Origin of the sequence: Eubacterium sp. AF17-7 (assembly GCF_003461285.1) — a bacterium.
Classification (GTDB): domain Bacteria; phylum Bacillota; class Clostridia; order Lachnospirales; family Lachnospiraceae; genus Eubacterium_U; species Eubacterium_U album.
On record NZ_QTWU01000001.1, the window covers coordinates 124,688 to 140,246 of the forward strand.

9 protein-coding genes are annotated in these 15,559 nt (G+C 34.2%); 8 read left to right on the forward strand and 1 reads right to left on the reverse strand.

Annotation, left to right across the window (positions count from 1 at the left end):
• Window positions 1-55 precede the first annotated feature (55 nt).
• Genes pgmB through DWW96_RS00550 form a run of 3 tightly spaced genes read left to right on the forward strand, consistent with a single transcriptional unit; the run spans window position 56 to window position 2,929 of the window.
• Window positions 56-700 (forward strand): beta-phosphoglucomutase, encoded by a 645-nt coding sequence (gene pgmB, locus DWW96_RS00540; RefSeq protein WP_117908332.1) that lies wholly within the window; start codon window positions 56-58, stop codon window positions 698-700.
• On the forward strand, window positions 694-2,298 hold the full coding sequence (locus DWW96_RS00545) for a glycosyl hydrolase family 28 protein (protein ID WP_117908334.1): 1,605 nt from the start codon (window positions 694-696) through the stop codon (window positions 2,296-2,298). The genes pgmB and DWW96_RS00545 overlap by 7 nt, the downstream gene beginning before the upstream one ends.
• A 10-nt stretch (window positions 2,299-2,308) precedes the next feature.
• Window positions 2,309-2,929 (forward strand): discoidin domain-containing protein, encoded by a 621-nt coding sequence (locus DWW96_RS00550; RefSeq protein ID WP_022088837.1) that lies wholly within the window; start codon window positions 2,309-2,311, stop codon window positions 2,927-2,929.
• Between the two features lie 242 nt (window positions 2,930-3,171).
• On the opposite strand, the gene DWW96_RS00555 is transcribed toward DWW96_RS00550, so the two are convergent.
• Window positions 3,172-4,710, reverse strand: a complete 1,539-nt coding sequence (locus DWW96_RS00555) for a leucine-rich repeat protein (protein ID WP_158562615.1) — start codon at window positions 4,708-4,710, stop codon at window positions 3,172-3,174.
• A 612-nt stretch (window positions 4,711-5,322) separates the two neighbouring features.
• Here DWW96_RS00555 and DWW96_RS00560 point away from each other — a divergent pair.
• The 5 genes from DWW96_RS00560 to DWW96_RS00580 all read left to right on the forward strand — a co-directional run bounded on the left by DWW96_RS00560 (window position 5,323) and on the right by DWW96_RS00580 (window position 15,498).
• Window positions 5,323-6,141 (forward strand): hypothetical protein, encoded by an 819-nt coding sequence (locus DWW96_RS00560; protein WP_117908338.1) that lies wholly within the window; start codon window positions 5,323-5,325, stop codon window positions 6,139-6,141.
• 24 nt (window positions 6,142-6,165) lie between these two features.
• The gene (locus tag DWW96_RS00565; RefSeq protein ID WP_117908340.1) at window positions 6,166-8,064 is read left to right on the forward strand and encodes a hypothetical protein; all 1,899 of its coding nucleotides are present in this window, start codon (window positions 6,166-6,168) and stop codon (window positions 8,062-8,064) included.
• 73 nt (window positions 8,065-8,137) lie between these two features.
• Entirely contained in the window at window positions 8,138-10,450 is a 2,313-nt protein-coding gene (locus DWW96_RS00570) for a glycosyl hydrolase family 28-related protein (protein WP_117908342.1), read from the forward strand.
• A 60-nt stretch (window positions 10,451-10,510) separates the two neighbouring features.
• Complete coding sequence (locus DWW96_RS00575; protein ID WP_117908344.1) at window positions 10,511-14,530, forward strand: CARDB domain-containing protein; 4,020 nt, start codon at window positions 10,511-10,513, stop codon at window positions 14,528-14,530.
• Window positions 14,531-14,838: 308 nt separating this feature from the next.
• Window positions 14,839-15,498 (forward strand): HD domain-containing protein, encoded by a 660-nt coding sequence (locus tag DWW96_RS00580; protein ID WP_022088843.1) that lies wholly within the window; start codon window positions 14,839-14,841, stop codon window positions 15,496-15,498.
• The last annotated feature ends 61 nt before the right edge of the window (window positions 15,499-15,559 follow it).

The following is a 15,559-nucleotide window of genomic DNA, read 5'->3' on the forward strand; positions in this document are numbered from 1 at the left end:
AGTAACACTAAAATATGATTTTGAAAACAAAAAAATGTAAAGGAGAAGAGAAAAAATGAAGGGTGTAATTTTTGATTTAGATGGAGTTTTAGTTTCTACAGATGAACTTCATTATCAGGCTTGGAAAAAATTAGCTGATGAACTGGGAATTACTGAATTTAACAGAGAGGACAATATGCGACAGCGAGGAGTAAGCCGTATGGCTTCTTTGGAAATTGTTCTTGAAAAAGGTGATAAAACATATACACAGGAAGAAAAGATGGAGCTTGCAGACAGAAAAAACGGATACTATGTTGAAATGCTCCAAAAACTGGATTCAGGTGCTGTACTTCCGGGAGCAGTAGAAACTTTGAAAATGCTAAAGGAAATGGGAATTATGTCAGCAGTTGGTTCGGCAAGTAAAAACGCACCAATAATACTTGAAAGGACAGGTCTTGCACCTTATATCGACAAAATAAGTTGTGGGCTGGATGTAACAAAATCTAAACCTGACCCGGAAGTATTTTTAGTGGCTGCAAAGAAATTAGGACTTAATCCGGCGGATTGTCTTGTAGTTGAAGATGCAGCAGCAGGAATAGAAGCAGCAAAGAGAGGCGGAATGAAATCCCTCGGTGTAGGACCGTTTCATGAAGAACTGGGAGCAGATTTTCATTCCGAAACACTAGCAACAGTAGAAAACTGGAGGGAAATTTTATGTTAAAAGGAAAGAAACAAAAAACAGGGGAAAACAATAATTCAAAGCCAATGGGCAAAGGATTTTTTGTAGTTGGATGTGTAATAATTTATTTCCTTATTGTAGGAATAGTAAGCGCGGCAATTCATTTGCCTGTAGCAATAACAAAAATTTCAGACAATAGTGAGATAAAAAACGCCAAGGTTGTATTGTATGATGGACCTAAATCACTTAAAGATGCTACAGATGCTGATTTGGAAAAAGCATCAGAAGAAAAAAGAGATATTTCATTAATGCATTGTGTTGATACTAAAGTTGCGGTAAACGGCAAAGACTGTTATGTATACGATACAAATGTAAATAACACACATACATGGATGGGTGATTATATGCCGGCAGAAGACAGAACACCTATTACATATTTTGATTTTGAAGGAAAAGTTAAAATAACAGTTACAGTTCCTAATACAGATATTGAATATGTAAATATCAGACCATTAAAATATAACATTAAGCCGGAAATTAATACTAAAAAGCATACGGTGACATTTACAATTGACACACCTGATGCCTACACAGTTGAATTTAATAAAAAAGTAGAACGTGCAGTACATATTTTTGCAAATGAAATAGAAAAAGATGTTCCTGACAAAGATGCAGAGGGTGTTAAATACATTGGACCTGGTGAATGGAATATCGAAGACATGGTATTAGAAGATGGAGATACAATTTATATCTCAGGTGGAGCAGTTGTACATGGAGCAGTTACAGCATCATTTGCTAAAGATGTAACAGTTAGAGGAAGAGGCATTATTGATAATTCTAATTTAGAAGGTTGGAAAGGTACAAGTGCTACAGTTCCACTTAGATTTGATAACTGCCAGTACGTAACTGTTGAAGGAATTATTTCATTAAATGCAAATGCATGGTGCTTCCAGGGTTACAATTCAGTAGCTGGAGATATCAGTAATTTAAAGATTATTACAGCAAGACCAAATGGTGACGGAATTTCATTACAGTCATGTAAGAGTTTTGATGTAGAAAATTGTTTTGTACGTACATGGGATGATTCATTAGTAGTTAAGAATTATGATGTAAATTCAAACAATATCAAGTTCAAAAATGTTCAGGTTTGGACAGATTTGGCACAGTCAATGGAAATAGGTTATGAAACAAATAAAGGTGACAAAGAAAACTCGACAATTGAAAATGTTACATTTGAAGATATAACAGTACTTCATAACTTCCATAAGCCGGTATTATCAATTCACAATGCAGATAATGCAGCAATTTCTAACGTGACTTATAAAAATATTGTAGTTGAAGATGCATGCATGGGACTTGGAGATGGAACAAAAGAATTAATTGATTTACAGGTATTAACAAATTCAGGATGGTCAACAACTTCTGACAGAGGAACTATTTCAAATGTTACAATTGACGGCTTTAAGGTACTTTATGGAAATGAATCACTTCCTTCACAGATTAAAGGATTTGACGAAGAACATGGTATTGATGGAGTTTCAATTTCAGGATTAAATATTAAGGGTAAAGATATTAAATCATTTGAAGATGGTGAATTTGAAGTAGATGAAGACACAGTGAAGAATGCGGAAATAAAGTAGGAGGAGCATTATGAAGAAAAAGTTTATAATTATAATGGGATGTCTTGCCGTAGTATGTGCAGTAATGTCAGCTGTTGTAGCTGTAGGCAATTCATCAGTAAAAATGTCAAATAAAAATTTGACGGTAGTAACAGCTCCTGACCAGAAGGAGGCGATGGAGAACGATGCTTTTAAGGAAGAAGAATATGTTGCACCTGAAATTGATGGTACAAATGTGGCGTTAGATGGAAGAGCAGATGCAAATGGATTTAATGATGTTTATAGAGCTCCAAATATTATTGACGGTAGCAGATTAACATACTGGGAAGGTTCTCAAAATGAAGAAAGCCAGATAATTTCTGTAGACTTAAAGGATTCATATACTATTCATACAGTTGTAGTTGGATTGAATCCGGCTCAGATTTGGGGAAAGAGAACTCAGACATTTACAATTGAAGCAAGTGACGACGGACAGAATTATACAGAAGTAATACCATCTACAGACTATGATTTTGATCCAAAGACAGGAAATCAGGTTGTTATCGATATTGATAATGTTAAAATGCAATACATAAGATTAACGTTTACAAAAAATACAGGTGCAGTAGCCGGACAGATAGCTGAACTCGAGGTTTATACAAACGACAAATAAAATTGTGTGCAGTTTAAAGAGTTTAATTAAATATAATGTGTTTAAAAGATACTTCGCGTAGAACCAATATATGTTGAAATATAATTTGAAACACAGCAAATAAAAAGAATCATACTTGTTATTATCGGTTTATATGAAATAAATCTGATAAAAGTATGATTCTTTTTTGTTTAAATAGTACAGGTTCATGTTTAAGAATCAGCAGAATGTTCTTTATGTTTGAATACATTGTCAGACTAAATTTAAGAATCAACAGAATATTCTTTAAATTTAAACGTATTGTCAGGAACACACTTGTTAATTAGTTTTATGTATGCTTTAGACATGCTCTTAGGCAGTTTGAATTTGGCTCTAACATATATTTTTGCGAAAGCCTTTTCTCCTATAGAATCTAAAGTATTGCTCCTTATTTTAACATATTTTAAATTTGGAAGCTTATAGAAAACTTTTTCTTCGATTGTATTTACGCTATCGCCAATAATGACTTCTTCAAGTTTAGTACAGTTTACAAAAGCCTTTTTAGGTATAATCTCAACTTTGTTTCCAATTTTTAAGCGCTTTAATTTGTTCAAATTATCAAAAGCCTTTTTTGAAATGGAAACTACATCAAAAACTCTTCCCTGAAATTCAATAGTTGATGGAATTTCTAAAGACTTAATACTATAGTCTTTAACTCCTTCAAAAGAAACAGCCGAGTTTGATAAAATTTTGAAATTATAACCATCAACTTCACAAGTTTTATTAACAGAGGATTCAACCTCAAGTGAACCGTCGTACCAGTCAATTTCATTAAATGACATTGCATTTTCAAATGAAGTTACAGTTGGTTTCTCGCCACCATATTTTTTATACCAGCTTGATGGATATAAAACATTTTTATTATAGTGAGCTAAACTTGTGTCTACATCTGAGGATTCATTTTTTCTAAGCTTTCTGCAAACGACAACAGTTCTATAATCGTGTACTTCATATGAGCAAGTGGATAACATTAAAAGTGAATCTTTTTCATTTATATCTACAGGACATTTATAGGATGAACGAATCTCTATCTGATATACAAAATTTAAAAATTGTTCCTTTGTCTGAAATGTACTTTGTAGATAATTGAATCCGTCGCTGCTTTTGAAATCTCCTGCCACTCGCATATATCCTATTATTTTCCACTTGCTCTCTTTATATAAGGTGTCAAATGTAATTACCGGATGCTGTTTGTAAAATTCGATATCTTTATATTTTAACAACTGATGAAACATCATTCCTGTCGAATCCATATTATGTCCATGTATGACAAGATTCTTTGAACGAGGTTTGATTTTTGAATTGCTTTGTATGTAAAGGCAACCATTTTTATCACGACAACCTTCAAAATCATGCTTTAAATAAAATTCTGAGTTGCCGGTTGACTGCATTACCGGATAATCGATATTAGTTCCGGGAACTTTTAACCAACCTCGTATGTCCGAGTTTATCTCTATAAGTTTTGAGAACTTTAATAATATTCCATCAGAGCCTTTAGCCCCTTCTTCATATGATTTGTCCAAATTAATGTCAACAGGGGTATTCTCGGACGAATCGTCATCTATAACTTCATTGTTGCCGTCAGATTCAGGAGAATCTGAAACTGAATAATATAATGATTTATATTTATTGTTAAGCTGTTTGGAATGATAAGGCTGTATGCCTAAGTAATAAATCAAAAAAATAACGCATCCAATTAACAATAAAACAGAACAAATCATTACCGTAAGTCTGATTTTTTTCTTGATTTTAATACTAATCATAAACATCTCCTATTGGATTTGGAAAAGTAAAATAAAGATAATAATGACAAAATATATTTATTTAATTTTCATTATAAAGAGTGTTTAGGGGGGATTTTAAAATAGTGTTGAAATATAAAAATGCTTTCGGATTGTTCTGTATTATGTAACAGGAAAATCCACATTTAACTTTAAAATAATTATAATTGTAATAATAAAAAAAAGCAATAAAACATAAAATTAATAGTAGGAAATAAAGTCAGGTTATATATTGGTAAAACCGTTCCCAAAACAAAGCAGAAGACACAAGCGTAAACATAAAAAATATAGACATAAAATACAAAATAATTGACAATTGAAAGGTTTTTTTGTGCAATAATAATAAAAAAATGGGTGGTTTTTGGTTAAAACGCACCCACCAAACAGATTGACAAAGGCATGGTGCCATGTTAATATTAGTTTAACGTTAAACGGATGTGGGAAAAGTGATTTATTGGGGTGTGTCCGGGGGGACAATTTTCAAAAAAATCTTTTATTTTACCCAGGAAACAAGAAACAATTAAATAAGTGAAAATCTTTAAACCGTTACAAGTTTAACGTTTAACTTATTCGAAGAAAGGAAGAGGTAGAGAAATGAAAAAAACATTTAAAAAGTTATTAGTTATGGTAAGCGCTGTTGTTCTTACATTTAGTATGAATGTAGCAGCTGCAGAGGATATTGTGTTGAATGATAGTGGAAGTCCATTTATTAAATCGTTTGATCCGGGAACAAGTGGAGAGTACAAGTATTTAGGATATGCTTACTGTTTTGAAGTAGGACCTGAATATAAATATTTACAGATTACATATACAGGTGATCCTACAGCATTTGATGAATTAAGATTAGAATTTGTAGTTAACTCAGACCCATCAGAGGAAAAGAAATTAACTCCTGTATGGTTCAGAGAAAATGACGAAGGTACAGTTAGAACAACAGACGGCGGATTAGTTCCTAATCCTTCAGATAAAGAACAGACAGCAGTAATCGATTTAGAAAAATCAGGAATTGACTTATCAACAGGTATCAGAGCGTTCCATATACATGATACACCTGGTAAAGGTAAGTTTACAATTACAGATGCAAGATTAATGACTAGTGCACCAAAGGGTGGAGCATCAGCAAGTGCAAGCGACGTTAAATCATCTTCAGATGATAAGAAAGCAAGCAGTGATTCAAAATCAAAATCAAGCTCAAGCACAGACAGTAAGAGTTCGGATTCATCTTCAAGCAAAGACAGCTCAGCATCATCAGCTTCAGCATCTTCATCAAGCGATAGCTCAGAATCAGTAGGAGGTGGCGCAACAGCAGCACCTACAACAGGTTCAGCAACATATCCAATTGCTATAGCTATAGGAGGTATTGTAGTAGCAGGCGCAGCATTAGTTGCATCAAAGAAAATGAAAATCCAGTAGTTTTAAGAAAGGAAGAAGGTTCATATGAGATTAAAGAAAATTAGTAACAAAGCAATAGCTTACGCATGCGTCGGAACATTAGCAGTAAGCAGCTTAGCAGGGGTGAACTTGGCATCAGTAAAAGCAGCTGAAGACAGCAAAACTGAAGCAGAAATTAACGCGTATAAGGAAGTAAGTGTTCCATGGATGGCTAAAGAATACGATCCGGGAACAGATGGTGATTACAAATATCTTGCAGGAATTGATCTTGCAGCACTAGAATTGACTAGTGATTATAAATATTTACAACTCACATATACAGGCGATGCTACGGCATTTGATGCTTTAAGATTTGAAATGGCAGGAGCAGATGGCTCTTTAGGAACATATTGGTTTAAGGAAAACCCACAGGGAACAATTAAGACATCTGATGATACATTAGTTGCAGATCCTTCAGAAGAGGAACAGACAGCAGTAATTGATCTTGAAAAATTAGGAATTAGTGGTGCAGACTTAATTACTACGATTCATATGCATGATTCACCGGGAAATGGTAAGTTTACAATTAAGGAAGCTAAGTTTACAAACAGTCCAAAAGAAGTTAAGTCGATTAGCATTCCATGGATGGCTAAAGAATATAATCCTGGAGAGGGAGAAGGATATCAGTATCTTGCAGGAATTGATCTTGCTGACCTAAATGTAACAAAAGATTACCAGTATTTACAGTTATCATATACAGGTGAATCTACATCATTTGATGAACTTAGATTTGAAGTAGTTGGAACAGATAAAGGATTAGGAACATTCTGGTTTAAAGAAAATCCACAGGGAACAATTAAGACAGTAGATGACACATTAGTTGCTAATCCAACAGAAACAGAGCAGACAGTTGTAATTGACCTTGCAAAATCAGGAATTACAAATGCTGAAGGAATTGCTACAATCCATATGCATGACACAAAGGGCAAAGGTGCATTTACAATAACAGACGCTCAGTTTACAAACACACCACTTCAGGTAGCTAAGACACCGGTAGAACCTGAAGAAACAACTCCAGAGGAAACAACACCTGACAATAATGGGGAAACAACACCGGAAACAACAACAGAAAAAGTAATTGCAGATGGAACAAATGACATCATTTTAAATGGTGATGACCAGGGCAAGAGTGCTATGATTGGAACTTACTCAATTAAGAAAGGCTCTGTAGAAAAACCAAATTACAAATATCTTGGATGGGCAACATTTAAAGACTTTGCAAACGAATCATACAAATACTTAAAGATTACATATACAGGTAATATTAAATTACTTAGATTTGAATTTGAAGGCAAAGGTGGAGAAAAACAGGGACCATTCTGGTTTGATCCTGAACAGGCAACTCATTTTGTAACAGAAGATGGTAGTGCAATTCCACTTGTTGGAAACAACACAACAGTAGTAATTAATCTTGCTAAATCAGGCGTTGATATGAGCAAATATAATTCAGGTGTACATATGCACTGCTCAGCAGAAGACGAAGATGTAAATATTTCAATTACAGACGCAGTGTTATATGGTGGAAAGAAGAGTGAACCACAGCCAACAACAACTGCAGCACCAACAACAAAACCAACAACTGTAGCACCAACAACAACTCAGGCAGCAAAAGTTTCAGTTGGAAAGACAGCTGTTAAGAGTGCAACAAAGAAGAAATCAGCAAAGAAAGCTTCTGTAGTACTTAAGAAAGTTAAAGGGGCAAAAGGATATCAGGTTAAAATTTCTACATCTAAGAAATTTAAGAGTAAAGCAACAAAGACAATCACAACTGCAAAAGTTAAATTTGTTGTTAAGAAATTAAAAGCAAACAAGAAATACTATGTTAAGGCTAGAGCATACAAAGTAGTAAACAAGGCTAAAGTTTATGGTAAATGGTCAGCAGTTAAACAGGTAAAAAATAAATAATAATAACAGTTAATTACTAGAAAGCCCTCACGTAATAAACATGTGAGGGCTTTCGTTTTAAAAGAAAGGGCAAATGAAAGTGAAGAAGGGAAAAGTTTTTACAGCTATATTGATGGGAATAGTAATGACAACAGGGGGAAATATGACAGAATTTAATACAGAAGTAAAGGCGGATATAAGTTCAGAATTTGAAATTCCTCAAGCAGATGAGGCAGGAAGAATTGGTGCAAGCATGCCCTATCTTAGATATGATTCAAAAGATGCAGAGATTGGAAATGGCGCAAAAATAGAAGAATCAGTAAAATCTGAACGAACAAAGATTGCAAGTCAGGCGTCACAACAGTCGTATGTAAGTCTGCCGGTTAAAGATTCATATGCAGAATGGACTGCAGTTAAAAGTGGTTCAGGTGTAACAATGAGATTTACAATGCCGGATTCAACAGGCGGTAAAGGATTAACAGGAAGCCTTGATGTATATGTAAATGGAGAATTTTGTCAGAAAGTAGATTTGACATCTTATTATATGTGGCAATATTTCGCAGGCGGAAATCCAAGCGATAAAAACAACGGAGGAGTTCCATGCTTCGCATTTGATGAAGTACATTTTATATTAAATAAGCCTATAAATTCCGGAGACAAAATAAGAGTTCAAAACTCAGGAAGAGACAATTTAATTTATGGTGTAGATTTTGTTGAAATCGAAGAAGTTCCACAAACTATTGCACAACCTGCAAATTCTTTGAATGTCGTAGATTATGGTGCGAAGCCAAATGATGGAAAAGATGATTATAATGCAATAAGAAATTGTATAAGTGCTGCTAATATTCAGGGAAAAGATGTTTATTTTCCAGAAGGAACTTTTAATATAGGCAGAAAATGGACTTTTTATGGAAAGAACATAAAAGTTACGGGAGCAGGAATGTGGTATACAAACATTCAGTTCACAAACAGTAATGCGAATAGCGGAGGAATTGCATTTGCAGGAGAAAATTCATGTTATAATGTAGAATTTTGCAATATGTATATTAATTCAAATTTAAGCTCAAGATATAATGAACAGGCATCATATAAATGTTTTAGTGATGTTCCGGGAAATGGAAGTGTAATACATGATATTTGGGAAGACCATTTTGAGTGTGGATTTTGGTTAGGAGATTATAGTGGAACAGTTGATTATTCAGATGGAATGAAAATAATCAATTGTAGAATTAGAAACAATTTAGCTGACGGAGTAAATTTCTGTCAGGGTACAAGCAATAGTGTGGTATATAACTGCTCAATAAGAAATAATGGAGATGACGGACTGGCATGTTGGAATAATAATTATTTGTCAGCGAAAGATGAAACAGGAAATGTGTTTGCATATAATACAATAGACTTTATTTGGAGAGCCGGAGGCATTGCAATATATGGAGGAGATGGATTTAATATTTACAATAATTATATTTGCGATACATTCATGGCATCTGGAATTCATTTGAATACAACATTTGATGGATATAAATTTAATAATACGAAAAATATAAAATTCGAAAATAATACATTGGTAAGATGTGGAACATATAAAGATAGTTGGGGCAGTTCTTTAGCAGCTATAGATATTTCGCAAAATGTAAAGAATGTTTCATTTGTTAATACAAAAATATATGATGCATGGCACGATGGAATAGCTTTAAAGGACAACATACAAGGGATAAAATTTGAAAATACAATAATTTATGGAAGTGGAACTGCAGGACAGAAAGTGTCAGGAAATGTAGGAGCAGCAATTAAGACATCGGGAAGTCCGAAAGCTCAAATTGATAATATAAGTATAACTAACAGTGCTTATAATCATAATGACAAACCGTATCTTTTTACAGGAAGTTATAATGGAATTTCAATTTTGAACGAATTGTTGTATAATGATTTAATTTATGAAGTGCCGGGATATCCTGAAGTTTCAGATGTTACAAAGGATGAGGAGACAATAAAACCAGGTGATAACGAGACAACACCTGGAAATGAAAACCGTAATGATACGGGAAATTTAATGAATTCGGGAACATCTTCGAATTCAGAAACAGTTTCAAATCAGAATGATGAGACTGAGAAAAAAATAACAAAGAATAAACCGGGAAAAGTAAAAATAAAGTCTGTAAAAAAGACAAAAGGCAAAATGAAAATTGCATTGAAAAAATTAAGAGGGGTTTACAGGTATCAGATTAAAGTTTCAACTTCAAAGAAGTTTGTAGGCAAAAATACTCTTACTAAAAACTTAAAGGGGACAAAAGCGGTTTTCAAAAAAATCAATGTAGCAAAAAAGTATTACGTTAAGGCTAGAGCGTATAAAATTGTGGAAAAGAAAAGATTATATGGAAGATGGTCGGGGGTCGTATCTAAATAACCAACACAATTGCGAATAGTTGAACGTAAAACTTTAAATAAAATAAGAAGGAGAAGAAACATGAGAAAAAGTATTCAAAAGGTTTTATCATTTGCTTTAGCAGGGGCAATGGTATTACAACCTTTACCTTCAGCACAGAGTGTGTTTAAGGTAAACGCAGGGGTGGCTTCGGAATCAAAGTTTGATATTCCGCAAGCTGATGCAAGTGGACGTGTAGGAGCTAAGGTTCCTTACACAAGATATGATTCATTACAGGCGAATATTGGTGGCGGAGCACAGATTGCTTCATCAAAGAATTTCGACAGAATGAATATTGCAAGCCAGGCTTCGGAACAGTCATATGTAAGACTTCCTGGAAAAGGAGCTTACGCAGAGTGGACAATGAACACTACCGGAGATGGGGTTACAATGAGATTTACAATGCCTGATTCCAGTGATGGAATGGGACTTAAAGGCTCATTAGATGTGTATGTAAACGGACAGTACAAAAAGACAATTGATTTAACATCTTATTTTATGTGGCAGTATTTTGCCAGTGGAAATCCAAGCGATAATAATGATGGTGGAGTGCCATGTTTCGCTTTTGATGAAGTACATTTTAAATTAGATAACTCTTTAAAAAAGGGTGATACAATCAGAATTCAGAGCAGTGGAGCCAATGCTTTAGAATATGGTGTAGACTTCCTTGAAATTGAAAATGTACCTGATGAAATTGCACAGCCGGACAATTCTTTAAATGTTGAAGATTTTGGAGCAGTTCCTGATGATGGACAGGACGACTATGATGCAATTTATCGTTGTATAGAAGAAGCAGACAGATCAAACATGGATGTTTATATCCCGGCAGGAACATTTGAAATCGGACAGGTTTGGAGATTATATGGTTCAAACATGAAGATTACAGGTGCAGGTATGTGGTATACAAATATTCAGTTTACAAATCCTGATGCCGGTGGCGGTGGTATTTCCGCCGGATGGCAGACAAGCGGTTCAAAGGATGGATATTGTAATAATATTGAATTTTGTAATATGTACATTAATTCAAATCTTAGATCACGTTATAATCAGCAGGCAGTATATAAATGCTTTATGGATGTATTCACAGATGGATCAGTAATCCATGATATTTGGGAAGAACATTTTGAATGTGGATTCTGGTTTGGTGATTACAATGGAAAAATGGATTACTCAGACGGAGTTAAAGTAATGGACTGTAGGATTAGAAATAATCTTGCAGACGGAGTAAACTTCTGTCAGGGTACAAGCAATGCAACAGTTTACAACTGCTCTATCAGAAACAATGGTGATGATGGTTTAGCATGTTGGAATAACAGTTGGGGCGGAGCTAAAAATGAATCTGGAAATGTATTCGCATATAATACAATTGATTTCATATGGAGAGCTGGTGGTATTGCAATCTATGGTGGTGATAATTTCAAAGTTTATAACAATTACATTTGCGATACATTTATGGCAGCAGGTATTCATTTAAATACAACATTTGACGGTTACAAATTTAGTGAGTGTAAAAATATGACATTTGATAATAACATCATAGTTCGTGCCGGATGTACAAAGGACAGCTGGGGTGAAGAACTTGGTGCAGTTGATATCAAGCAGGAAGTCAAGAATGTAACATTTAACAATACTCAGATTTATGATGCTCAGCATGATGGTATCAGAATCCTTGATAACTCAGCAAGTAATGTAGTGTTTAACAATACTAAGATTTTAGGCTCAGGTATAGATGGTCAGCAGGGAAATTATTCATCAGTTCCTCATGCAGGTGCAGCTATCAGACTTGGAAGCTCATCATCAGCTACATTTAATGGAATCGAAATTGCAAATTCTGCATTTAAGAACAAAGAAGATGGATCACCATATTTCTATACAGGTGGAACAGATTCATCATGTGTGAAGAATGCAACAATCTATGATGATGATGTTACATATACAGTACCGGGTTATCCTGAACCATATATTGATGGTGGACAGCAAGGTGGTGTTACAAATCCATTAGAAGGTATTACAGGATATGATATTGCTTTAACAGGTTTAACATGGAAAAATGAAAATGGCTCATCAGACCTTAAAAATGGAGATAAGGTTACATTCTCTGTTGCAATTACTAATACAAGTAATGTAGATATTCCTGAAGGAGTAACAATTGGATTCAAAGTTGTAGTTGATGGAACAACAACTTACAGAAATCAGAAATTTAAAGATGGTTTGAAAGCAGGACAGACAGTTAAACTTTCAACAACAGGTGCTTGGATAGCTTCAAGAGGAGGTCATACAATCGTTGCAACAGCAGATGATACAAATAAACTTCCAAATGAAACAGACAAGAACAATAATACAAGAACAAAGAAATTTAATGTTTATGGAGATGCAGCTACAAATCCTGTAACAAGAGTTTCAGGTGGATATGACTTAGTTGTATCAAAGATAGTTGCTAATAAGCAGGACATTGCTGTTGGAGATCAGTTAGTATTTACTGCAACAATTACAAATGCAGGTGATACAGCTATTCCGGCAGGAACAACTATTGGATATCAGTTACAGATTGATGGAAATACATCAAATATTTTATGGTGCGATACATATAATAGCGGATTGGCAGCAGGACAGTCAGTTGATTTAACAGTAAATTCTGGTTCAGCACAGAGAAATTACTGGACAGCTACAAGTGGAAAACATAGCATAATGGCATGGGTTGATGATGTTAATAGAATTCAGAATGAAGTTAATGAAGATAACAACAAATATACTATTTCATTAAATATTCCAACAGCATCAATGATTGAAAATCCTGATGCACCTGATGATTTAAACAATCCTGGACAGGTTGAAACAACAAAACCAGTTGAAACAACAAAGGCACCTGAAACAACGACAAAACAGGCTGAAACAACAACAAAGGCACCTGAAACAACAGCTAAACCGGCTGAAACAACAACTAAGACACCTGAAACTTCAAGAGATACATCAGGAGATATTGTACTTAATGAGTTTATGAAAACATGGACAGTAGGTACAGGAAGCGGATATCAGTATATGGGTCAGGTAAATTACAAAGCACCTGCAGGATACAGATATCTTCAGTTGACATATACAGGTGATACAAGAGCATTTGAAGAACTTAGATTAGAATTCTTTACAGATATGAAGAATCCGTATTGGTTCAACAAAAATCAGGCAGTTAAGTTTGTGACAACAAGCGGCGATGTAGTTGAAGCTCCATCATCCACTGCAAAGACAGTTGTAATTGACCTTCAGAAATCAGGTTTAAATATTAACCAGACAAATACTGGTTTCCATATTCATAATACACAAGGATACGGAAGCTTCACAATTACAGATGCACGACTTTATAAAACAGCAGCTGTAGAACAACCAACAACAAAACCGGTTGAGACAACAACAAAGCAGGTAGAAACAACAACAAAGGCACCTGAAACAACAACTAAACAGGTAGAAACAACAACAAAGGAACCTGAAACAACAAAACCGGCAGAAGCTCCATCAATGGTTTCAGATAAAGTTATTGTACATGGATATCAGATGAGTGCTAAGTTCAACGGAGTAGAAGGAGATATGGGAATTCGTATCGTATATTCTGTAGAACCTGAAATTGATGGAAAGAAAGTAGAAAAAGCAGGTGTTATTTGCGGAATAGTATATGGTGACAACCCAATAACAAAGAATGACATTGTATTAAACAGCAAGAATTCTTATGTAGCAAGCTATGAAGCAACAGACAAAGGTTTGATTGGCGATGTAGTTGGCGATTCAAAGACAGCAAAGAATTATGTAAGAACATTTGGTTTGAAAGACTACAATGCAGAAGGACTTTCAGCAAAATACTACACAAGATCATATGCAATTTTAGAAGACGGAACAATTGCATACAGTAATGTAGAAGAATTCAATATTTATGAAATCGGGAAGAAGATTTACCAGAAGAGATCAATGGTAAATGAGGCAGCTCATAATTACTTATATGATAAGATTCTTAAGGTGGTAAATCCTGCAGAATTACCAATTGATTATAATTGGAGCAATACAATAGAAAAATAAATAAAAGATATTGAAAACGGAGGCTATCGCTTCAACATTTAGGTTGTTGAAGCGAAGCCTCTTTGTGTTATATATGGGACTTTATTATGAATCAATTTTAATGAAATATTTGTATAATTTTTGATGTAATACTTGTATGTTTTTTAATGAAATATTTGAAAAAATCACCGCAATATTTGTATGAGTTTAAGTGCAATATTCCAGGGTTTTGGTAGAACATTTTACACTAATATGATAAAATAAAATAATAACTTTATTTACAATTTAATAGTGTCAAATGCGTATAACAACACAAAGGGGTGATTATTATGACAAATGACAAAGTAAGAATTCATCAGAGAGTACAGGATGTAATGAACGTGGATGAACTGTACAATTATATTTACAGATATGTGCATGATAACAACATGGAACAGTCAATTATGGCATTGGAAATGGCAAATGAATGCCATAAGGAACAGACAAGGATGGAAGGTGGACCGTATATTATTCATCCGTTAACAATTGCAAGACATGCAATATCCTTAGGAATTAAAGAAGACAACATAATTGCAACGATGCTTTTACATGATGTGTGTGAAGATTGTAATATTTCGGAAACAAGTATGCCTATAAATGATATTGTTAAAGCCGGGGTAAAAGCAATGACATTTGAAGTTAAGCCAGGTGAGGATAAGGAAGAAGCAAGATTAAAATATTTTGCAAGGTTAATTGATAATAGAGAAGCAACGATAACAAAGATGTTTGACAGGTGTAATAATGTGTCGACAATGGCTTTAATATTTTCGAGAAAAAGACTCGTTAAGTACATTAATGAGACAGATAAGCATGTCATTCCTCTTATTCAACAGGCAAGGATAAGATATCCTGAATTCGAGCAAATATGCTTTGCAGTAGAATATCAGATGAATTGTATGTTAAACTCGGTAGAAATGTTATTAGAATTTAACGATTCAAAGAGAGTATAGACTATTAAATGTCTATATAGTTTACAGAAAACGGTATGCAGTTATAAATAAATGTGACGTG